The 19,900-nt window shown below is 58.4% G+C and carries 20 protein-coding genes; 11 read left to right on the top strand and 9 right to left on the bottom strand.

Annotation, left to right across the window (positions count from 1 at the left end; all coding sequences use genetic code 11):
• Positions 1 to 19: 19 nt before the first annotated feature.
• Positions 20 to 1,159 carry an ATP-NAD kinase family protein gene (locus ACMG4M_RS09960; protein ID WP_035244601.1) on the bottom strand — a complete coding sequence of 380 codons (1,140 nt, stop codon included), beginning with the start codon at positions 1,157 to 1,159 and terminating at the stop codon, positions 20 to 22.
• 73 nt (positions 1,160 to 1,232) lie between these two features.
• Between ACMG4M_RS09960 and ACMG4M_RS09965 the strand changes: the two genes are divergently transcribed.
• A complete protein-coding gene (locus ACMG4M_RS09965; protein ID WP_156964803.1) occupies positions 1,233 to 1,433 on the top strand; it encodes a PA1571 family protein in 201 nt (66 codons plus the stop codon).
• On the opposite strand, the gene ACMG4M_RS09970 is transcribed toward ACMG4M_RS09965, so the two are convergent.
• A complete protein-coding gene (locus ACMG4M_RS09970; RefSeq protein ID WP_035244602.1) occupies positions 1,405 to 2,520 on the bottom strand; it encodes a 4-phosphoerythronate dehydrogenase in 1,116 nt (371 codons plus the stop codon). The genes ACMG4M_RS09965 and ACMG4M_RS09970 overlap by 29 nt on opposite strands.
• A gap of 11 nt (positions 2,521 to 2,531) precedes the next feature.
• Complete coding sequence (locus ACMG4M_RS09975) at positions 2,532 to 3,392, bottom strand: fructosamine kinase family protein (RefSeq protein WP_272963242.1); 861 nt, start codon at positions 3,390 to 3,392, stop codon at positions 2,532 to 2,534.
• Positions 3,393 to 3,558: 166 nt separating this feature from the next.
• On the opposite strand from ACMG4M_RS09975, the gene ACMG4M_RS09980 reads away from it, so the two are divergent.
• The 10 genes from ACMG4M_RS09980 to ACMG4M_RS10025 all read left to right on the top strand — a co-directional run bounded on the left by ACMG4M_RS09980 (position 3,559) and on the right by ACMG4M_RS10025 (position 12,825).
• On the top strand, positions 3,559 to 4,077 hold the full coding sequence (locus ACMG4M_RS09980; protein ID WP_035244603.1) for a hypothetical protein: 519 nt from the start codon (positions 3,559 to 3,561) through the stop codon (positions 4,075 to 4,077).
• The gene (locus ACMG4M_RS09985; RefSeq protein ID WP_035244604.1) at positions 4,074 to 5,990 is read left to right on the top strand and encodes a tetratricopeptide repeat protein; all 1,917 of its coding nucleotides are present in this window, start codon (positions 4,074 to 4,076) and stop codon (positions 5,988 to 5,990) included. The genes ACMG4M_RS09980 and ACMG4M_RS09985 overlap by 4 nt, the downstream gene beginning before the upstream one ends.
• Complete coding sequence (locus ACMG4M_RS09990; protein WP_414429905.1) at positions 5,987 to 7,849, top strand: tetratricopeptide repeat protein; 1,863 nt, start codon at positions 5,987 to 5,989, stop codon at positions 7,847 to 7,849. Before ACMG4M_RS09985 ends, ACMG4M_RS09990 begins: the two co-directional genes overlap by 4 nt.
• Positions 7,809 to 8,930, top strand: a complete 1,122-nt coding sequence (locus tag ACMG4M_RS09995) for a tetratricopeptide repeat protein (protein ID WP_414429906.1) — start codon at positions 7,809 to 7,811, stop codon at positions 8,928 to 8,930. The genes ACMG4M_RS09990 and ACMG4M_RS09995 overlap by 41 nt, the downstream gene beginning before the upstream one ends.
• Complete coding sequence (locus ACMG4M_RS10000; protein ID WP_414429907.1) at positions 8,911 to 9,663, top strand: tetratricopeptide repeat protein; 753 nt, start codon at positions 8,911 to 8,913, stop codon at positions 9,661 to 9,663. Before ACMG4M_RS09995 ends, ACMG4M_RS10000 begins: the two co-directional genes overlap by 20 nt.
• On the top strand, positions 9,663 to 9,950 hold the full coding sequence (locus tag ACMG4M_RS10005) for a hypothetical protein (RefSeq protein ID WP_414429908.1): 288 nt from the start codon (positions 9,663 to 9,665) through the stop codon (positions 9,948 to 9,950). Before ACMG4M_RS10000 ends, ACMG4M_RS10005 begins: the two co-directional genes overlap by 1 nt.
• Before the next feature lie 140 nt (positions 9,951 to 10,090).
• Positions 10,091 to 10,780 (top strand): MotA/TolQ/ExbB proton channel family protein, encoded by a 690-nt coding sequence (locus ACMG4M_RS10010; RefSeq protein ID WP_052042430.1) that lies wholly within the window; start codon positions 10,091 to 10,093, stop codon positions 10,778 to 10,780.
• Positions 10,781 to 10,823: 43 nt separating this feature from the next.
• Positions 10,824 to 11,354: an ExbD/TolR family protein gene (locus ACMG4M_RS10015; protein ID WP_035244607.1), complete on the top strand. Its 531-nt coding sequence runs from the start codon at positions 10,824 to 10,826 to the stop codon at positions 11,352 to 11,354.
• A complete protein-coding gene (locus ACMG4M_RS10020; protein ID WP_035244609.1) occupies positions 11,351 to 11,851 on the top strand; it encodes an ExbD/TolR family protein in 501 nt (166 codons plus the stop codon). The genes ACMG4M_RS10015 and ACMG4M_RS10020 overlap by 4 nt, the downstream gene beginning before the upstream one ends.
• A complete protein-coding gene (locus ACMG4M_RS10025) occupies positions 11,848 to 12,825 on the top strand; it encodes an AgmX/PglI C-terminal domain-containing protein (protein ID WP_035244611.1) in 978 nt (325 codons plus the stop codon). The genes ACMG4M_RS10020 and ACMG4M_RS10025 overlap by 4 nt, the downstream gene beginning before the upstream one ends.
• Positions 12,826 to 13,041: 216 nt before the next feature.
• Here the strand turns inward: ACMG4M_RS10025 and ACMG4M_RS10030 are convergent, their stop codons facing one another.
• The 6 genes from ACMG4M_RS10030 to ACMG4M_RS10055 form a co-directional block, all read right to left on the bottom strand.
• Positions 13,042 to 13,473 (bottom strand): acyl-CoA thioesterase, encoded by a 432-nt coding sequence (locus tag ACMG4M_RS10030; RefSeq protein ID WP_035244613.1) that lies wholly within the window; start codon positions 13,471 to 13,473, stop codon positions 13,042 to 13,044.
• Positions 13,473 to 14,630, bottom strand: a complete 1,158-nt coding sequence (locus tag ACMG4M_RS10035) for an iron-containing alcohol dehydrogenase (RefSeq protein WP_414429909.1) — start codon at positions 14,628 to 14,630, stop codon at positions 13,473 to 13,475. The genes ACMG4M_RS10030 and ACMG4M_RS10035 overlap by 1 nt, the downstream gene beginning before the upstream one ends.
• A gap of 229 nt (positions 14,631 to 14,859) precedes the next feature.
• Positions 14,860 to 16,458, bottom strand: a complete 1,599-nt coding sequence (locus ACMG4M_RS10040) for a GMC family oxidoreductase N-terminal domain-containing protein (RefSeq protein WP_035244617.1) — start codon at positions 16,456 to 16,458, stop codon at positions 14,860 to 14,862.
• Between the two features lie 11 nt (positions 16,459 to 16,469).
• Entirely contained in the window at positions 16,470 to 17,066 is a 597-nt protein-coding gene (locus ACMG4M_RS10045) for a transcriptional initiation protein Tat (RefSeq protein WP_035244618.1), read from the bottom strand.
• Positions 17,067 to 17,666: 600 nt separating this feature from the next.
• Complete coding sequence (locus ACMG4M_RS10050; RefSeq protein ID WP_035244620.1) at positions 17,667 to 19,205, bottom strand: GMC family oxidoreductase; 1,539 nt, start codon at positions 19,203 to 19,205, stop codon at positions 17,667 to 17,669.
• Positions 19,202 to 19,831: a hypothetical protein gene (locus ACMG4M_RS10055; protein WP_414429910.1), complete on the bottom strand. Its 630-nt coding sequence runs from the start codon at positions 19,829 to 19,831 to the stop codon at positions 19,202 to 19,204. The genes ACMG4M_RS10050 and ACMG4M_RS10055 overlap by 4 nt, the downstream gene beginning before the upstream one ends.
• Positions 19,832 to 19,900 lie beyond the last annotated feature (69 nt).

The following is a 19,900-nucleotide window of genomic DNA, read 5'->3' on the forward strand; positions in this document are numbered from 1 at the left end:
ATTCGGGGACGCGTAGCTGTCAACTGTTAACTGCCTCAGTGCTTACCCGATACAACACCTGATCCTCATAGCCGGTCGTCACCGGCCACAGACCACACAACTCCCGGTCGAGCGCTGCATCACCGGTGTCCACCAGCAGTGGCCGCCCCTCCAAGGTCTTCAGTTTGGTGCGGGTAGCAAGGATCTGGATGTTGTCCTTGCCCAGGCGGCGAATCAGGGCCGGGCTGAATTGCTGGTTGCCACGACCGAACAGGTGCCCTTGTCCGCCGATCACGGTGATCACCGCTCTGGCCGGCGCATCACCGATCTGCTCCAGCAGCGCCCGCGCGCCCAGATCCCGGCCGACCACTTCCTGGTTGTAGACGAGATCCACACCCAGCAGCGTGTTCTCCAGGCCCAGTTGTTCCATGACCACGGCCACCGTAGAACCGGAGCCCATCAGGTAAAAGGTATCGTCTTCCAGGCTGTCCGCTATCCAGGCGGCCACTTCGGTGACCACCAGATCTTCCACTTCCCGGCCGCCACACTTTACCTGCTGCAGGTAGCGGGCTTCGGCAGGAACCTGGAGCTCACCATAATGGCGAGCACGGACCACACCCTCGCGGAAAGCGTCCTCATCGATATCCCGTACCTCCGCCAGTTCCAGCCCCACCAGCTCGCCGCCAGCCAGCTCTGCCAGCAGGCTGCCGGCGGCTTCCGGGTTGATGGCATAGACTGCGGAATGCATCTTGCACCCGGCGGGAACGCCCAAAACCGGCGTCCCCTGCCCCAGCGCATCGACCAGATCCCGGGCAGTGCCGTCACCGCCGGCGAACAGGATCATCTCCGCACCTGCGCCTTTCAGAGCCTCTGCCGCCCTGCGGGTGTCCTGTGGACCACTGGGCATGGCGGATTGGCCGATGACCTGACAGGACAGTCCGGCCTCCCGGCAGCTTGTTTCCCCCATCTCGCCGGCCCAGGTCAGTACGGTCAGGTTTTGCGCGTCGGCAAGCGCCTTCAGCGCGCGTGTCATGCGGGCCGGCGCCTGGGGCTCGGCACCGCGTCGCAGCGCTTCGGCACGGGTTTCCTCGCCATCGCTACCCTTCAGTGCCACGCTGCCACCGAGCCCCGCGTAGGGATTTACCAGAACACCGAGACAGAGACTTTCGTCGACTTTCATAAAGCGGTCATATCCAGATACAAAAATGGCATTGCTGTCCACGGTGGGCAGCGCCTAAATAAACGACTCAATCATGCAGACTCAAAGGGATGCAGCCATGAACCTCGACAGCCAGCAACCCGGCAAGAATTTCCACGGTGGCGCCATCATTGATGAGCAGGGACGGGAAGTTCCCATCACCGAAGCCATGATCCAGCAAGCATTTCAGCGCCTTGAAAAAAGCGGTCAGCCCCCTGCCCAGCCGTTCACGCCGGCGCAAAAAGCCGGCGCATGATCGGCTGCCAGGGCGCAGCAATATCCCCCTGGTAATGCCAGTCATGGAGCTCGTGGCGCAACGGGTATTCCTTGCGCAGCCGGTCAAATGCCTTGCCGGGATCCGCTGAGGCAAGGCTGTCACCGAGCCGCCTGTGATCCTCAGATAACTGATACGCTATCTGCAACACCTTGAGCAAATCCTCCTCGCTCGCCACCGGCTGCGTGATGATCTCATTGCTTGCCGACACCGGCGCCGGTTGTGCGGTGACTCCAAGCCAGTCACAGAACGCTTGATAGAGCATCTGGGTCCCCTTGAGCTTGCCCTCAGCGCTATAGCCGGCAATATGCGGTGAGCCGAGCAGGACCTGCCGGAATAACGCGGGCGGCACCAGTGGCTCGGTTTCCCACACATCCAGAATGGTGGCCGGGCCCCGGCCCGCATCAAGCTCCGCCAGCAAAGCCTGATTGTCGATCACCGGCCCCCGGCAGGTATTGATCAGCATCTGCGACGAAGACAGCCGTGACAGACGGCCCGCATCCAGCAGATGGCGGGTGGCATGATTCCCACTGTCTGTCAGTGGCACATGCAAGCTGATCAGGTCCGCATCAAGCATGGCATCCAGCGGTTCCAGTTCGTAGGGGCCCTCATAGCCCTGTTCCTCCAGTGGCGGATCACAGGCTCGCACGGACATGCCCAGATCGGACAACCAGTAGGCCACCCGGTGCCCTACATTGCCCAGTCCCACCACCGCCGCCGTTGCCCCCAGCGGGGAACGATTGCCAGCCTGACAGAGCCGCAGCACTGCCTGCAGCACATATTCCGCCACGGCACGGGCATTGCAGCCCGGCGCGTGGGCAAAGCGGATGCCCAGCTCCTGCAGGTAGCCGAGATCCACGTGATCCGTACCGATGGTAGCCGAGCCCACAAAACGTACCCGGGATCCTGCCAGCAACCTGGCATCCACCCGGGTCACCGACCGCACCAGCAACACCTCGGCGTCACCCAGCTGCTGTCGGGTCAGGCTTCGACCATCCACCCGGGTCACGGTGCCCATGGCGTCAAAGGCTTCCAGTCCCGGCATGTTGGCATCGGCAATGATCTGCATCGCGTTTCCTGTCAGCGGGTGTTCAGCAAGCGGCGGGCGGTGTCATCCACTGCCCGGGCATACTGACCACCGAAAAGATTGTAGTGATTCAGCCAGTGATACAGGTCGTACACGGGCCAGGCCTGATATCGCAATGTAGTGGGACACTCCGACTGATAACCCTGATAGAACGCCGCCGGCACAGCGCCAAACAGATTCAACATGGCCAGATCCACCTGTGGGTCGCCATGATAACAGGCCGGATCGTAGAACACCGGCTCCCCGTTCACCTGCCCCAGATTGCCTTGCCACAGATCACCGTGGACCAGGGCACAAGGTGGCCGGGCAGGCAGCCAGCGGTCCAGCTGTTCAATCACCTGGCCGATGCGCTCCGCGGCCGCCGGCGGCAAGCCCTGCTGCCGGGCCCGCTGCAGTTGAGGCGCCAACCTTTCGCTGGCAAAAAAGGCGCGCCAGTCACTATGGCCCGCGTTGCTTTGCAGGCTGGCACCGATAAAGTTGTTCGGGTGGCTTCCATAACCGGCTCGCCCCTGGATCCGGTGCAAACGGGCCAGCGCTGCCCCGGCAGCCATCCAGTCACGATTCCCCGACAGGGGTTCGATGGACAGATACTCCAGGATCAATACCCCGCCTGCGCTGGCACCGTAATAGTGGATAACCCTGGGCACCCTCAATCTTTCCGACAGTGCTTGCAGCCCGAGAGATTCCGCTTCAAGCAAATGCTGATTGCGATGCTGTTTAACGAAATAACGACTCGCTCCGTTATCAATAACCCCGCTAAGAGCCGTATCTCCGCCCGCCGCCGGAGTCAGGGTCCAATCACCCTCTAGGCCAGCCTGATTAAGGCTCTGCTGCAGCAGTACTGGTAATTTCATATCAATCAAGTGAAACTCCTTGACTATAGAAGCCACCAAAATCGGCTCTCACGGCCAATAATGACTGACTGTTCCCCTTGATTTAAGGCATTCTTCTGATTACAACTAGGCACTACGCCAGCCGGTTTACCGGCCAATAACAACAACACAAAGCGATCGCCACCCCATGAAAGCACTCTTGCCCCTGTGCGGCGCCTTCCTTGTCGGCCTATGTACGGTCGCCAGCGGCGCCGATGACGATGGTCTGTCCGAGCAGATCCGCCAGCTGAAAAGCGAAGCCCTGGACCTGAACCGGGATCTCACCCTGCTCGAGCAGGAGCTCCTCTATGCCAGCCCGCAAACCAGCATCTTTGTCTCCGTGGATGTGGGCACTCCGATTCGCCTGGTCGATGTGAATCTAACCATTGATGGTGAACACGTGGGTTACCATTTTTACACTGACCAGGAATTCGAGGCCCTCACCAAGGGCGGCATCCAACGTCTCTACACCGGCAATCTGGCCAGTGGCCGCCATGTCATGGAAGCCACCATCACCGGCTATGATCCGCTAGGCAAGGATTACCAGAAAAGCACCAGTTATACCTTCACCAAGGGGGCCGGCAAAAAAATGGTGGAGATGCAGGTGGTGGACGACCTGAACAAGCAGCAGCACAAGTTTGAATTCCGTGAGTGGAATCAGCAATGACACAGGTGCGGCGAAAACGATGGCTGGTCGCGGCGTGCCTCGCCACCCTGTTGTCCCCCGCCCAGGCGGCAAAAGTCGAATTCTTCGATGATTTCAACGAAGGTCCGATACCTCTTGGCGAAGAGGAACACCGCTACCTGGCTTTTGGCGAGGTCATGTTCGACTACTACCGTCATGCCAACTTTAATGCCATCAATACCCTGCTGGTCAATCAGGAGCAGGCGCTATTCAACGAAAATACCGATTACGCAGAGCTTTTACTTGGCGACCTCTATGTGACCTATGGTCTGCCGGGCAAGGCAGAGGTCATCTTCAACCGCCTGCTGGAGAAGGACATTCTTAGCCGCACCCGGGCCCAGACCTGGCTGCACAAGGCGGCTCTGCATTATCGCGAAGGCAATCTGGCAGAAGCGGCCATGATTCTAGACGGCGACAATGTAGATGGGCTGGACTCGGCTGACGACGCCCGCCGACGTCTCATGCTGGCCAATATCTTCATGGCCGAGGAAGACTTCGCTGGTGCTCTGGATTATCTGCATTCTGTTCCCCTGAGCACGGATGAAGGCCGCTACGCCACTTACAACATGGGTGTGGCATTGATTCGCGGCGGTCATCGCGAACAGGGGGTTGCCCTGCTGAAATCCTTACTGGAAGCCGGCGGCAGTTCTGACCAGGCTCTCGCCCTGCGCGATCGGGCCGCTCTGGCCTCCGGTTTGACCGAGTTGAGAGAAGGAAAACTGCAAAGTGCCCGTGCAGACCTGCGCCAGGTTCGCAGTGACGGCCCCTTCTCCGAAGATGCCCTACTCGCCCTTGGACTGGCCAATTACCGGGCCGGGGAGGTAAAACGCGCCCTGCCACTGTGGCTGGAAGCGGTACGCCGCAACAGCAGCCACCCCTCTGTGCAGGAAGCGCTCATGCTAGCTCCCCGTGCCTACGAAGAGCTCGGTGGTCTGCCCCAGGCCCTAGCCGGCTATCAGTATGCCGCTTCGGAATACCGTCAGGCATTGAAAGACATCCAGCAGACCATCGACAACATCACCAAACCTGGTTGGTCGGAAGCCTTGTTACCGGAAGACCGCAACCAGGCCGGCCTACTGCCAGCCAACAGTGGCGATCTCGCCCAGGGCAATGAACTCTCCTATCTCTACAAACTGTTTTCCAGCAACGCCTTTGCCCAACGTTTCGAGCACTACCGGCAGATTCACCAGATCAAGACCATGGTGGAGCAATGGCAGCAGTCACTGCCCGCGCTTCAGGAAACCTATCAAATCCAGCAGCAAAGCCTGACCCGCAACCTTCCGCATGTCCGCGCTGAAATGACTCGTCACATGGGCCGGCAGGAGCAACTGGCCTTGGCTAGCGACAGGGTATCCTCAGCGATCCCCAATTTTGTCGACATGAGCAAACCGCAAGACGTGGCCACCCCCGAACAGGCCATCATGTGGAAGAAAGTGGATGCCATGGCTCGCCAGTTCGGCACCTTACCCGGCTCCAGTCATGCCAATGCCCTTCGCTTACGCAAGGTACGCGGCCTGTTGTTGTGGGATATTGCTCACCAGTCGATAGAACAACGGCAAAAACAGGAGCAAGCTGCTACCCAATTACGAGAAGAAAGCAGTGTTCTGGGCGAACGAATTGCTGCCGTACAACAGCAGATACGGGATGCCACCCTGCGCACCCGGGACGACCTGGGCCAGAGACTGGCCGGGCAGACCCAACGAATTGACAACATAAAGCGTCTTACCGAAGACACCCTTGAGGCTCTGGAAAAGAGCATGCAGGCCGATGCCCTTGCGCTTCTACTGGCCAACCAGCAGAAACTGGCAGACCAGTTGGCCGAGGCACATCTGGCCGTCGCCCGCCTGCAGGACACTTCGGCATCTGACGGCAGCAAACAGAGGACAGGATCGTGAACCGATTTCGCCTGCATGGGCTGGCAGCCGCAATCATTGCTCTTGGCGGCTGCGCGTCTGCACCGCAGAACGGCACACTGGAGCAACAGGCCCGCTTCGGGGGAACCACCCTGGCGGATCTGGAAGGCACCGACATCATCATTGAAGAGCAGCAACTGGAAAGCGCCAGCACCCAGGATGCACTCAACAGCTACCGGCAGGCAGCTGAGCTGTTCGACGACCCGGAACGTCGAGCCAAAACGCTCCGTCGTATGGCGGACCTGGCCTTGTCTTCTGCCACCGAACAGGAAATGGGTATTGAAGACGCCGATAACCAGCGTCTCGAACAAAAAGTGGACAAACTCGTCTACGACAATGCCATGGAGCAGGTGAACACTACAACGGATAACGAACGAAAACTGGCGCTGCTGGATCTGGCCGGCACCATGGCGCCATCTATGGCCGATAAGGACGTGAATTACAACACCGCCATCTCCCTTTATCAGGAACTGCTCAACAGCACCAGCGATCCGGATCAACGCGCGGAAGCCTATTACCTGTTGTCCAAGGCCTACGCCATGGATGGCAACCTGGAACAGGCCCGCGCCAGCCTTGACACCCTGGTGGAGCAGTACCCGAACAGCGAATGGGCCCTGGAATCCCAGTTCCGTCGGGGTGAAATGCTGTTCTCAGACGGCGATTATGACTATGCGGAAAAAGCCTACGCTGACGTCATCAATCGCGGCGCCAATAATGAATTCTACAGCCAGGCGCTCTACAAGCATGGCTGGAGTCATTACAAACTGGGCGACTACGAGCTGGCCCAAGCCAGCTTCTTTACCTTGCTGGACACGTTGAATGGCGCCAGTGAGCTTAATGACGACACCAGCATGGAGAACAAACTGTTCGCCGATACCCAGCGCGTGGTGAGCCTGGCGTTCAGTAACCTGGATGGCCCGCAGTCGGTGAAAACGTGGTTTGCTCGCAACGGCAAGCGGGACTACGAACCGGAAATCTACCGCTCCCTGGGCCAGGTCTACCTGAGCCAGGAACGCTTCCGCGATGCAGCAGAAGCCTTCGACATGTTTGTCCAGGTGTACCCGAATTCCACCCTGGCGCCGGAATTCTCTAGTCTGCAGATCGACGCCTACCAGAAAGGTGGCTTCCCTACCCTGGTGTTGCCGGCCAAGGAAAAATTTATTCAGCATTATGGGATAAACAGCGATTACTGGGGCCGCCATCCCGATATTCGTGAAGAGTATGTCTCGCTGCTCAAGGGTCATATTCTCGATCTGGCCGAATACCACCATGTGCTGGCCCAGAAATCCGGCAACCCGGCGGATTACCGCAACCCGGCGCGCTGGTACCAGGAATACCTGGATACCCCTCCAGCCAGCGAAGACCAGGGCAAGGTCAATCACCGCTATGCGGAAGTGCTCTACGCCGCCGAGGATTACCCGGCCGCTATCAGTGAGTTTGAACGTACGGCATATCAGTACCAGGGCTATGAAAAAGGCGGTGATGCCGCCTTCAATGCCCTGGTAGCCTACCAGCAGATTCTCGACAGCAACCCGGACGAGGAACAGGCAAGCCGTTGGCGGACAAAGAAAATCGCCAGCGCCCAGCAATACGGACAACGCTTCCCGGAACACCCGGAAGTGCCCAATGTATTGCATGACACCGCCGAGGACCAACTGGCGCTGGGTGACGTGGAAGGCGCCGTGAAAACCGCCGGCATTCTGGTCAATCGACAGCCCCCCTTCCGCCGAGCTGATGCGCTATGGCTGGGCCACCATTGCCAACGGCAAATTCGATCTTGGCCGTTTCAAGGTGGCCGAAATGGCTTACGGCAAACTGCTCGATATGCAGATGCCCGCTGAACAACGCGCGCAGTACCGGGAGAAACTGGCGGTCAGCATTTACCGTCAGGCCGAGCAGCAGCAGGAACAGGGTAACCTGGATATCGCCGCTGCCACCTTCCTGCGTGTTGGCCAGGCCGTGCCGGAAGCGGCGGTTCGCAAGAATGCGGAATTCGATGCCGCCACCTTGTTCATCAACCAGGGCCGCAGCACCGATGCCATCCCGGTTCTGGAAGCCTTCCGTCAGCGCTACCCCGATGATCCGCTCACTGACACCATCCCTGACAAGCTGGCCATTGCCTACGAGAAACAGGGCAACTACACCGCCGCTGCCGGCGAGCTACAGTTGATTGCTGCCAATTACAAAGGCGACGATCCCGAGCTCTCCCGCCAGGCGTTGTGGAAAGCAGCGGAAATGCAGGACCGGGCAGAGCAGCCCCAGGCCTCCATTGCCCTCTACCAGCAGTACCTTCAGGAGTGGCCGCAACCCTACGATTTCCGCTCTGAAGCGCAATTCCGGCTGGTAGAGCTGAACCGGAAAACCGGCAACAGCGAGCGAGAAAACCATTGGCTGCAACAACTGGTAACCAGCTACCGCCAAGCCGGCGGTGAAGCTAATGACCGGGTTGCCTGGCTGGCGGCCTACGCCAGCTTTACCCTGGCAGAACCCCACTTCGCGGAATTCAAACGCATTGCCCTTACGCAACCGCTGAAAACCTCCCTGGCCGCCAAGACCGGAGTCATGAAAAAAGCCCTGGCGGATTACCAGGCAGTCGCTGACATCGGCGTCGCGGAATATGCCACCGCCGCCAACTACAAGATCGGCGAAATGTACCGGGTACTGGCCCGCGACCTGATTGCCTCCGAACGCCCGAACGGGCTGGATGAACTGGAGCTCGAAGAGTACACCATGCTGCTGGAAGACAAGGCCTTCCCCTACGAGGACCAGGCCATCGACATCCTTATCGCCAATACCAATCTGGTCACCGACGATATTTATGACCAGTGGGTAAAGAAAAGCTTTGGCGCGCTGGCAGAATTGATCCCCGGCCGTTATGCGAAGTTTGAACAGGTAGAAAGCTATGTGGACATCATTTACTGATCGCGGCCGCCTGGGCGCGGCCACCGCACTGCTCGCTGCCCTGGCGCTGTCAGGCTGTGCCAGCAAGGGCGGCATCGGGCTGGAGGGCTCCACCGAGGGCGGCACCAGCAAATACAAGCAACAGAAAGACGGTGGCGCTGCCGCCGACAGTGACGCCATTCATATTCCGCCGGTACCCCATGATCCCAAGGTGGAGAAGGTCGCCGAGCAGGCCATGGCGGAATATGCCCGTGCACTGCAGGCTCGAATGGCAGACAAAGACAAGCAAGCCCTGGTAATGTTCCGCTCCCTGGGTGAGCGTTTCCCGCAACTTTCCGGCCCTCAGCTCAATGTGGGTCTGATCTACATGGAACAGGAAGACTACGCCAAGGCACAACAGGCCTTCGAGCAATCCCTGGCCATCAACGATGCCAACCCCTATGCCCACAACGGCCTTGGCCTGGCATTGCGTGAGCAGGGTCAGTTCGATGATGCCCGTATCCATTACGAGCGAGCGCTGGTTCTGGACCCGAAGTATGCTCGCGCTCATTTCAATCTGGCCGTTCTCGCCGAGCTCTACCTACAGGATCTGCACCTGGCACTGGAACATTTCAAGGCCTATCAGAACCTGCAGAAATTGCCGGATGAGAACGTGGCCAACTGGATTGTGGACCTGCAGCGCAGAGCCCCGGACGCCCCCAGCCAGCCAGTGGCGGACCAGAACGCCGGCAACAAAAATGGAGAGTTGAACTGATGCGCCTTTTACTCGTGATCGCCGCTCTTGTGTGCGCCACAGTCAGCCACGCCGAAGGCGATGGCCAGGAAGCGTCCACCAATGTGATCGGCACCCAGGAAGCCCCCACGGTACTCAACGTGGTGCCCTGGAAGGACCGGGAGGTGAAGCTGGAGAAAAAAGACCCCACCTCTTCCCTGCTCAACCGGGTACTCGAACCCCTTGATCAGGAGGTGTTGATGCGGGAAATCGAGTATCACCAGCTTCTTAATCAGGAGCCGGATAACGATGATCTGTTCCTGAAATAGCACATCAACCGATATCACTAGATGCGCCCGAGCCTTTTTTCTGATAAAAATTGGCGCTTTGGGGAAGGTGTAGCAGCCAGCAAGACGGCTTAGCTGCATGCGAAACAATAACACTAACAGGAATACCGCAGGAGAAGTCCATGCCAACCACCACCGCCGCCCAGAATTCTGGCGTTGTCGAGACCGCTATTACCTTCATTCAGGATGGCGGTTTCTTCATGTACCCCATTCTTGTCGTCCTGGCCCTGGGCCTTGCCCTGTCCCTGGAACGTATCATTTACCTTCAGGCCACCAAGGCAAAGAACCAGAAAACCTGGAAAGACGTCTATCCCCTGATCGCCAAGGGCCAGTTTCGCCAGGCGCTGGATGTGGTCAGCAGCAGTAACACCGGCATGGCCAAAGTCATCGGCTACGGCCTGGAGCGCGCCAAGACAGCCAAGCGCCACGATGATATCGAACTGGCCATGGAAGAAGGCCTGATGGAAATCATCCCGCGTCTGGAGGCCCGGACTCCTTACATCGGCACCTTTGCCAACATTGCCACCCTGCTCGGCCTGCTGGGTACCATCCTCGGCCTGATCAGCGCCTTTACCGCAGTCGCCAGTGCTGACCCGGCACAGAAGGCCGATCTGCTTTCCGCCTCTATTTCCGTTGCCATGAATACCACCGCCTTCGGTCTGATTGCTGCCATTCCCATGCTGCTAGCCTTCGCCTTTATCAACGCCATGGCCGGCAAACTGGTGGATAGCATGGAAATGGCCTCGGTGAAATTCGTTAACGTCTTCCGCCAGGTTTCTGCCCAGCAAGAGCGCAAGAACGACGGCCAATAAGCCGTAATTTCTTGTTTTCGCCAATCTGGTGTAAGGATCTGGTATGCGATTTCGCAGACGACGTTCGCGCGACACCGATGTGGAACTGAACATCACTGCCTTTCTGAATCTGATGGTAGTGCTGATTCCTTTTCTGCTCATCAACGCGGTCTTCGCGCAGGTCTCTATCCTGCAGTTGAACTTGCCCGCGGTGAATGAGAGCAGTCCACCTTCGGAAGACGACGAAAAAGACAAACTGGTACTGGAAGTACTGATTTACGGTAACCGCTATGAAGTAGTGGACCGCAACACCAGTGCCGTACTGAAAATTGTGGACAACAAGGGCGAAGATCATGACAGCGCCGCCCTGCATGATTATCTGGTGACCCTGAAAGAAAAGTTTCCCGAGGAAACCGCCATTACCCTGCTCTGTGAGGACGACACCCCTTATGAGGTGATGATCCACACCATGGACGCCGTGCGTCTGTACAACACAGAGATCAATGGCCAGACCATCAAGAAAGAGCTGTTCCCAAGCATCAGCATTGGTTCAGCGCCACAGGATCAGACTGGCAGTAACGGAGGTGACGCGTGAAGAAATCCGCCCGCGCCCGCCGAATGGCCCGTCACCATGGCCGCCACAAGATGGTTGCCACACTGAACCTGACTTCACTGATGGATATCTTCACTATCCTGCTGATCTTCCTGCTGGTGAATAACAACAACGCCGCCAAACTACCGGAAGACCAAGATATTCAGCTACCGGAATCTACCGCACAGGAGCTGCCCAACGATGTCCTGATCATCCAGGTCAGCGCCACTAATGTGATTATCGATGGCCGTAAAATTGCCGATACTCAGGCAGTTAAAGTACAGGAAGAACGTACCGTCGATGCCCTGGTAGAAGAGCTGAAATTCCGTGCTTCCCGCGCTCTGGCGGTAAACCCGGAAGACGAGCGGGAAGTGATGATTCAGGCCGATCGGGATGTACCCTATGCCGTCATCAAGAAACTGATGCGCAGTTGCATGGAGACGCCCTACACCAAGGTCGCCTTTGCTGTCCTGAAAGTGGCAGAGGAGGAGTCTGAATGACGCAGAACAATAACAACAAGCTGCGCATACTCATTGATGGCTCCCTGCCCTGGGACAAACAAGAGGGGGAAGACCGGCGCCTTTACGGCATCGTTATCATTCTGCTGATTCTGGCACTGCTGATGATGATCCTGGTGGAATCGGTCACCATTGAAAAACCTGACCCGCGGGAACAACAGGAAATCCCTGAACGATTGGCACAACTGGTTCTCGAAAAACAAAAAGAGCCACCACCGCCTGAGCCCGAACCGGAGCCTGAACCCGAGGAGGAAGAACCGGAGGAAAAACCCGAGCCTGAAGAGCCGAAACCGGAACCCAAGCCAGAGCCTGAACCGAAACCGCGGCCTGCTGAAGTTCAACGGGAAGAGGCACGAGAAAAAGCCCAGGCACGACTCGAAGAAGATCTGGGAGACTCCCTGGCCGGCTTGGATGATATTGGCCCATTGGTAGATTCAGGCGACAGTCTGCGCACCGGTGGTGATAGCGCCGCCAAGGCAGAACGTGATCTGATCGGCAAGCGTGCCGGCACAGGATCCGGCGGTGTAGCAACTGCCAGGGCATCCAGCGGCGGTGGCGGTGGCGGCACCTTGTCTGCAGGGACTGTGGGTGGCGGCAAGGTGGACAGCAAGATCGCCGAATCCGGTCAGGCAGCCAGCACAACGCGCAAGGGCAGCGATGGCAAGAGCCGTCGTACCCAGGAGCAACTGCGCCGTGTATTCGACCGCTACGCTGGTAAATTCAACAGCCAGTACCAGCGTGCTCTGCGCAGCAACCCTGCCCTGCAAGGCACAGTGGTCCTCTATCTAGTTATCGCACCCAACGGCGATGTACAGGATGTGAAAGTGAAATCCAGCCAGCTGGGCGACAGCCAACTGGAAAGACGTATCACGCTGATTGCCAAAGGCATGAACTTTGGCGCTATGAATGTGGAAACCTGGAAGGGAGACTACAAGTTGAACTTCTTCCCCAACTGATCGTGATGGTCAGCCACAAAAAAGCCCGGCTCAAAAGGCCGGGCTTTTTTGTGATGAGGACAACCTCGTCTTGGCTGTTAATGCGTAGGGTGCACTGAGCCTCAGGCGAACTGCACCGATTCGGCGTTTGATGGTGCAGTTCGCCTTCGGCTCAGTGCACCCTACCCTATCCTCCTCCCATTGGAGTGATTCCAGAGGGCAAAACGCGTTTGCCAGTCAGACGAGCTTTTCCAGCGCTTCCCTTAACGGCGCCGGGATCGATACCGGCCGGCCGCTTTGACGATTCACAAAAACATGCACCACAAAGCCCGTCGCCTTCGCCGGCCCTTCAGCGCCAAACAATGCCAGGCCGTAGCGCACAGAACTGTTGCCCAGCTTGTCCACCTTCATACCCACAGACAACGAGTCAGGGTACGCAGCGGCTTCCAGATAATCACAACCGGAGCTGACCACATAGGCGATATGCTCACCATCATGAATATCCAGTCCCCCCTGCTCGATCAGATAACGGTTGATGGTGGAATCAAAATAGCTGTAATAAACCACGTTATTTATATGGCCGTAGATGTCGTTATCGCTCCAGCGGCTATCCACCGGACAAAGATACCCATACTCATCACGATCAGGCCGGTTGCCCTTCTCTGCCATCAATACACCGCCTTGTAGATCGCCAGCGCATCGGCCTCGGAGACTTCCCGTGGGTTGTTGATCAGCAAACGCTGCTGAAGCATGGCATCCGCTGCAAGAGTTTCCAGGCTGTCCTCGCTAACCCCGGCATCGCGCAGGCGTACCGGCAATCCAACCGCATTGATCAGGGACTCCAGTGCCGCAATCAGTGCCTCGGCACCACCGCTGGCATCCGTGAAACGCTGATCACTGAGAATCGGCGCCAGCTCTGCATACAGGGGGGCGGCTACTGCAGCATTGAATTTCAGCACCTCCGGCAGTACCAGCGAGTTGCTCAAGCCGTGGGGAATATGAAAATGCCCACCCAGCGGATAGGCCAACGCATGCACGGCGGCCACCGGAGCATTGGCAAACGCCTGGCCGGCCATCATTGCTCCCAACAAACAGGCTTCACGGGCCGCCAGGTTGCTGCCATCGTTTACAGCGGTCTCCAGGTTCCCGCCCAACAGGCGCAAGGCCTCTCGGGCCAGCATATCCGAATAGGGATTTTTCTTGTGGGCACTGGTGTACGCCTCAATGGCATGAACCATGGCATCCACACCGGTGGCAGCAGTCACATGGGCCGGCAGGCCAAGGGTCAGCTCCGCATCCAGCACGGCAAGATCCGGCAGCAGGGAGGGTGCCACCACACCGGCCTTGGTGGTGGCCCCGGTAGTGACAATGGCGACAGGGGTCACTTCCGAGCCGGTCCCCGCCGTGGTCGGCACCTGTATCAACGGCAACCTTGGCCCAGTGGCCAAGCCCACCCCGTAGATATCCGACAGTTGCTGACTGGCATCCGGATGCGCCAGCAATGCCACCAGCTTGGCCACATCCATGGAGGAGCCGCCACCGAATCCAATCACCAGGTCAGCTTTCGCCTCCCTCGCCTGCCGTGCAGCATCCAGCACAACAGTGTCTGCCGGATCCGCACTAACCTGATCAAAAATGGCCAGCGGCATACCGGCTTGACGAAAGCTGTCTTCCACCGGTCCAAGCAGTGGCGTGCTGCGAATACCCGGATCCGTGACCAGCAGTACCCGACTGGCGCCCCGCTCCTGACACAGCCCCGGCAGACGGCCGGCAGCGCCCGCCTCTACCAGCACACGATGGGTGGTTGCGAATTCGAAACCCGGCATGATGACTCTCCTGAAATGACGTGCCGATTAGGGCATCAATGCTAGCACAGGCGGGGATGGGGAATGACGCCGTGGGAGCCGCGATTTACGTCGCGGCGGGATGCAGACAAGGTGCCGGAATTCCTCGGCTTTAGCTCAAGCCCCGGAATGCAAAGAGCGAGCTGAACGGAACGAGGTCATGCCGTCAGGCATGCCCTTGTTCCCTACAACTCGCTCTTCGTAACAGCGGTTAACCGATAAAGTAATTGTGCGCGTTCTCGTTGATCTGGTCGCTCACATACTGGGCCAGCGCCTGCACGGTCCACTGTATCGGAGCCGTCATGGGCTCGGGGATCAGGCTTGAATCTGCCACGAACAGACCTGCTGTGCCATACACCTGCCCTGTGGGAGCCACCACCGCCTGGTAGGGGTCAGCGCCCATACGGCAGGTGCCATGGGGGCTGAAGCTGTTGGCCCTGAAGGTGTACATGCCCTTGAGGCCGAAGTCCACCTTGTCCAGGGTTTCATCCAGCGCAAAGACCGAATCCACTTCCAGATTCTGGAAGGTGGGCATGTAGACTTTTTCCGCGCCGCCGGAGAAGAAGATACGCGCCGCCAGAGCAGCAGACGCCTTCATATTGTTGAACTCTTCCCGGTTCGGGTTCCAGTGAATGGTCTTGTCACCGCTATAGGCATCCCCGGACCATTCCACGTATCCCCTGCCCTGGTCCGTGCTGAAGGCATTCACCCCGGCGTAGTACTTGTAGTTCTTCATGAAGTCGATGTGGGCCTTGCCCGCCTTCATGTCACCCTGAGCCAGCAGCGATTCCGGCTCTGCCAACCCTGAGAAAATGGTAAAGCCATCGGTGCGGGTGAATTCATCCACCTGCACCCCGACCAGCGCCCCCCGGAAACCATACAAGGGCTCCTTGAATTTACCCAGCACCTGGGTGAAGGGCTGAATCGACAGGTTACGACCCAGCTGACCGCTGCGATCTTCTATCTGACTACGCTGCATGATCAGCGGTGTATGAATGGCGCCAGCGGCCAGTACCACCATATCCGCATCCACCTGCATGTCGGCTACGTGGGCGCCGCTGTCCGGGTCGGTAATACGCGCTTCCACGCCGCGGGCCCGACCATCACGGGTCAGCACACGTACCACTTCGGTATCCGAGAAGATCCGTGCGCCATGGGCGGCGGCCCAGGGCAAATGCGTCACCAGAGAGCTCATTTTCCGGTCAGAAGGACACCCCGCCAGGCAGTGCCCGGTCAGCGCGCACTGCTTCACGTTGCGCTGGGCCGGTTTCCAGGAAAACTGCATTTTCTCGCAGCCCTGAATCACCTTGTGGGCACAGGCGTTGATCTCGTGGGCCTCGTTGATATGAATCTGCAACTGGTCTGCCACGCCATCCAGGTAGGGCCGGAATTTTTCTGCCGACAGATTCTCCAGGCCATACTGGCTCGCCCAGCCATCCAGCACCGCATCATCGGGCTCTTCCATCACGCAGGCACCGATCACCGTAGAGCCACCGACACAGGCGCCCTGGACAAAAATGATATCCGCAGTGGTATTTACCTGGCCGACCTGATCCTGATAGATCTTGGTCATGGTATCACCCAGGTGTTCGGTAAACTGGGAGCTGGGATAATAGCGGCCGGATTCCAGCACCAATACATCGCGACCGGCTTTGGCCATTTCATAGGCCACAATGGAACCGGCAGCACCAGAGCCCACTACCACCACATCGGTTTTCAGGGTGAAGCGTTTGCCCAGGTTTGCATCCAGGGCCACATCTTTTGCCTCGGTGACGGGGACACCGTCACGGGCGACACGTACAAAAGCCATAATTCCCCCTGTCAGGCTCGCGGCAACGGTGCATTACCCAGACGCCGCACGCCCCACACTTCGGTCACCGGGCCATGGTATTCCAGCCCCGGCCAGGTGCGCTCATCACGCCAGTAATTCAATGCCACCAGGGCTTTCAGCGTGGTCATCAGACCACGCTCGAAGAACGATCCTTCCTGCATGGCGTTAACGTAATCGAGCGCCTTGTCGTCGGAGAGGGAGGTGAACTGGCTGAACTTGAAGCTGACCATGGGCCGGTTGTTGAACACCCAGATACCCAGGCCAAGCAACTCGCGGGTCTGCTGGGGCATGCGCTGGCTCATGGCGTCCACATTCTTGACCGTCGGCACGACCTCGGTACTGGATGGCAGCCCATAACTGGCGGTGGGTAACATGACCTCGGTCAGGCGGGTGATAACCCGGGCTTCGTCCTGGTTGAGGCTATGATATTGCAGCGCTTCAGGGGCATTTCGTCGCCCGAACATACTGGCACAACCGGAGGTAACTGCGGCGCTGGCGAGCACGGAGCTGCGCAGGAAACTGCGACGACTCAACGGCTCCAGACCGGCCAGAAAGCCGGGCAGCGGCGCACGCTTGTTGTTATTCATCTAACCCTCTCCTGGGCAGACCCTGTTCCTTTGGGTCCTTGTTGTTATTGGTGGAGCGGTAATTTCTAGTGACCTGTATCCGTGGCTTCAGTGTGGATGCATGGCGCAAGAATTTGTTGTCACAGGCAATTTTCTGAAGAAGCGGCGTATCAGGCAATACGATCGACTGAAGAAAATTGTCTGTGGCGGCAAAGGCTTACGTCAGGCGCCGCGATGAGGCCACGGATGCAGGTCCCAGTCTATAACAAACCGTTACAAACGCCAAAGCCCTAGGGAGCCTCTGAATAACTCCTTGCGTACTCAGCGTGGCCTGAAGGGTGCAGCTGTTGTGTTTTGTCGCGACGGGCAGGGTGGTTCCCTTTCCTAGCGGCAAAGCGCAGCAGATGGGCCCTTCAGACCTCGCCCTCCGGGTCTTCCAGGCTGACTCGCACTCGTTGTTGCGCTTTTTCGATGGATGGACATACACCTTCAAAATCGCGCCTAGATTGCGAGCCAGCCTGAAAGACTGAGCATGCAAGGAGTTATTCAGAGGCTCCCTGGTGACCGGGAGCAACCGACATCCTGTCAGCCACCCCCAGGCAGGCTGTTGAAGGCACCGAATCAGCCCATATGTCGGGCAATTCGAGTGGCCAGGGCGTAAACGGTAATCTGAGGGTTAACGATGATCGAGGTGGGTAACAGGCTGGCATCAGCCACATAGAGGCCGGGTACATCATGGCTTTGGCCATTGGCGGCGACCACACTGTGGTCCGGGTCCGCCCCCATACGGCACGTACCCTGTGGATGGTAACTGACCATGCGCAGATGCTGGGGCTGGTTTTCCAGGCTGTCCACCTGGCTGTCAATATCGGCCTCGTTGCGGATAATCCGTTGATCGCTGGCAGGCACATAGACTTCGCTGGCACCAGCAGCGAGATGCAACCTGGCGGCAGCTTTCAATGCCCGTTGCATGGAGGGAAAGTCGGTATCACTGAGCTTGTAGTTGATCTTTTTACGCTCGCCATCCCATTCGATGCTGCCCACATTGTGATCGTGGATCAGCGTCACCAACCCGGCCAGATATTTGGCATTGGCCATGTAATCCATGAACGGTTTTCCGGTGCCGGGTTCTGCGGCCATGGTTAGCTCTACCAGGCCAGCTCCGCCATCTTCCAGCACAAACCCACCCTTGTCCGGATGCATAAACTCATCCACATAGACCCCCAGCATGGCACCCCGCCAGGGGTACACAGGTTCCGGGTATCGGGCTGGTACATACAGGGAGGGGTGGCAGGCAAAATTCTTGCCCACCTGCCCTGACCGGTTTGCCAAGCCGCTCTTGAGTAGCAACAAGGGGGTCTGCACTGCCCCGGCCGCCAGAATGACACGGGGCGCAGACACCGACAGGGTTGCTGCCACGGTGCCGTCATGGCGGGTAATGATTGCCTCCACACCACATGCCTTACCCTCGCGGGTAACAATTTTTTCCACCCGTGTATCCGCATATATCTGCGCCCCATGAGCTGCCGCCCAGGGCAGATAGGTCACCAGCATGGATTGTTTGCGCTCGGTCTTGCAGCCAGACAGGCAATGTCCGGTGAGGCCACACTGGCGAATATTGCGCTTAAGCGGTTTCACCGACCAGCCCAGTCGATTGGCACCAGCGCGAATCAGACGACCATGCCGGGGAATTTCATGCTCACCGTTATCGTGAACGGCCAGGTTCTTTTCCACTTCGTCGAAATACGGCGCCAGTTCGTCAACGGTGAGTTCACTCAGACCGAAATCCCGCTGCCAGTCCTGCAGAATAAAGTCCGGGGTTCGGAAACAGACACAGCCGTTGACTACCGTGGAGCCTCCCACACAGGCCCCTTGAAGCACCAGCAAATCGCCGTCGCTGTTACTCTGACTGCCATGATCCTGATAGAGGGTGTCCAGGCTGTCGGTGAAATTCTCGGTGAAGTCCTTGGAGGGCACATAAGGACCTGCCTCCAGCACCAGCACTTTCATTCCCCGTTTGGCCAACTCATAGGCGCTGACTGCCCCACCAGCGCCAGACCCGACGATCACCACATCGGCTTCCAGCTGCAAATGGTCACGGGTAACATCACTGGCCTGGTGGACTCGCAAGCCGGAAGCCTGCCATTTCACTTCGCTCATGCCCGCGCCTCCCCATCAGCAACACTGTCAGGCAGCGGTGCATTACCCAGGTATTCCAGCCCCCACTTGTCACTCACCGGTCCATCGAACTCCGTGGGTGGCCAGGTGGCGGAATCCTGCCAGTAGGCACTATAGACGAGCTGCTTGATAACCGTGGCCAGGGTCCGCTGGATCACATTGCCCTGGCCCCAACTATCGAAATAGGCCCGGGCATCGTCATCATTCAAATCGACAAACCGGCTGCCTCGAGTGAGCACCGCAGCGTTATCGAACAGACCCAGTCCGGCCGCCACCTCCTTTCGCGTCAGCGGGTGCAAATGCCCCAGCAGGGTTTGCACATTCTGCACCACTGGCACCTGCCCGCTTGGCAGCAGAGCGGTGCCGTCAACGGGCAACAACACTTGCCGTGCCCGGTTGAAGAGATGGTACTCCGCCTCGGACAGGCCTCGTACCCAGGCCGGAGCTTCCTGCTTGTCCAGTGGAGAACGGCGCAGCAGGGCAAAGCCCCCGGCGGCCACAGCCGCCACGCCTGCGGAGCCCAGCAGGCCCCATTTCAGAAACCGCCGGCGGGCCATGCCCTGTTGCCAGATAGCGGAAACCCGCCGCGCCTGAAGCTGGCTTTTCATGGTCTGTCCTCAACGCAAAAACACAGCCTTGAAGCTACTCAAAAGACCACATGAATACAATGTGTTTAC

Source organism: Alcanivorax sp. IL3 (assembly GCF_047495465.1).
GTDB lineage: Bacteria > Pseudomonadota > Gammaproteobacteria > Pseudomonadales > Alcanivoracaceae > Alcanivorax > Alcanivorax jadensis.

Coding starts and splice junctions, on each gene's coding strand:
- ACMG4M_RS10015 (WP_035244607.1), top strand. CDS start 10,824: ATGCGATTTCGCAGACGACGTTCGCGCGACACCGATGTGGAACTGAAC.
- ACMG4M_RS09965 (WP_156964803.1), top strand. CDS start 1,233: ATGCAGACTCAAAGGGATGCAGCCATGAACCTCGACAGCCAGCAACCC.
- ACMG4M_RS10010 (WP_052042430.1), top strand. CDS start 10,091: ATGCCAACCACCACCGCCGCCCAGAATTCTGGCGTTGTCGAGACCGCT.
- ACMG4M_RS10050 (WP_035244620.1), bottom strand. CDS start 19,205: ATGAGCGAAGTGAAATGGCAGGCTTCCGGCTTGCGAGTCCACCAGGCC.
- ACMG4M_RS10030 (WP_035244613.1), bottom strand. CDS start 13,473: ATGGCAGAGAAGGGCAACCGGCCTGATCGTGATGAGTATGGGTATCTT.
- ACMG4M_RS09980 (WP_035244603.1), top strand. CDS start 3,559: ATGAAAGCACTCTTGCCCCTGTGCGGCGCCTTCCTTGTCGGCCTATGT.
- ACMG4M_RS09960 (WP_035244601.1), bottom strand. CDS start 1,159: ATGAAAGTCGACGAAAGTCTCTGTCTCGGTGTTCTGGTAAATCCCTAC.
- ACMG4M_RS10045 (WP_035244618.1), bottom strand. CDS start 17,066: ATGAATAACAACAAGCGTGCGCCGCTGCCCGGCTTTCTGGCCGGTCTG.
- ACMG4M_RS10000 (WP_414429907.1), top strand. CDS start 8,911: ATGTGGACATCATTTACTGATCGCGGCCGCCTGGGCGCGGCCACCGCA.
- ACMG4M_RS10005 (WP_414429908.1), top strand. CDS start 9,663: ATGCGCCTTTTACTCGTGATCGCCGCTCTTGTGTGCGCCACAGTCAGC.
- ACMG4M_RS10035 (WP_414429909.1), bottom strand. CDS start 14,630: ATGCCGGGTTTCGAATTCGCAACCACCCATCGTGTGCTGGTAGAGGCG.
- ACMG4M_RS09985 (WP_035244604.1), top strand. CDS start 4,074: ATGACACAGGTGCGGCGAAAACGATGGCTGGTCGCGGCGTGCCTCGCC.
- ACMG4M_RS10025 (WP_035244611.1), top strand. CDS start 11,848: ATGACGCAGAACAATAACAACAAGCTGCGCATACTCATTGATGGCTCC.
- ACMG4M_RS09975 (WP_272963242.1), bottom strand. CDS start 3,392: ATGAAATTACCAGTACTGCTGCAGCAGAGCCTTAATCAGGCTGGCCTA.
- ACMG4M_RS10040 (WP_035244617.1), bottom strand. CDS start 16,458: ATGGCTTTTGTACGTGTCGCCCGTGACGGTGTCCCCGTCACCGAGGCA.
- ACMG4M_RS10055 (WP_414429910.1), bottom strand. CDS start 19,831: ATGAAAAGCCAGCTTCAGGCGCGGCGGGTTTCCGCTATCTGGCAACAG.
- ACMG4M_RS09970 (WP_035244602.1), bottom strand. CDS start 2,520: ATGCAGATCATTGCCGATGCCAACATGCCGGGACTGGAAGCCTTTGAC.
- ACMG4M_RS09995 (WP_414429906.1), top strand. CDS start 7,809: ATGGCTTACGGCAAACTGCTCGATATGCAGATGCCCGCTGAACAACGC.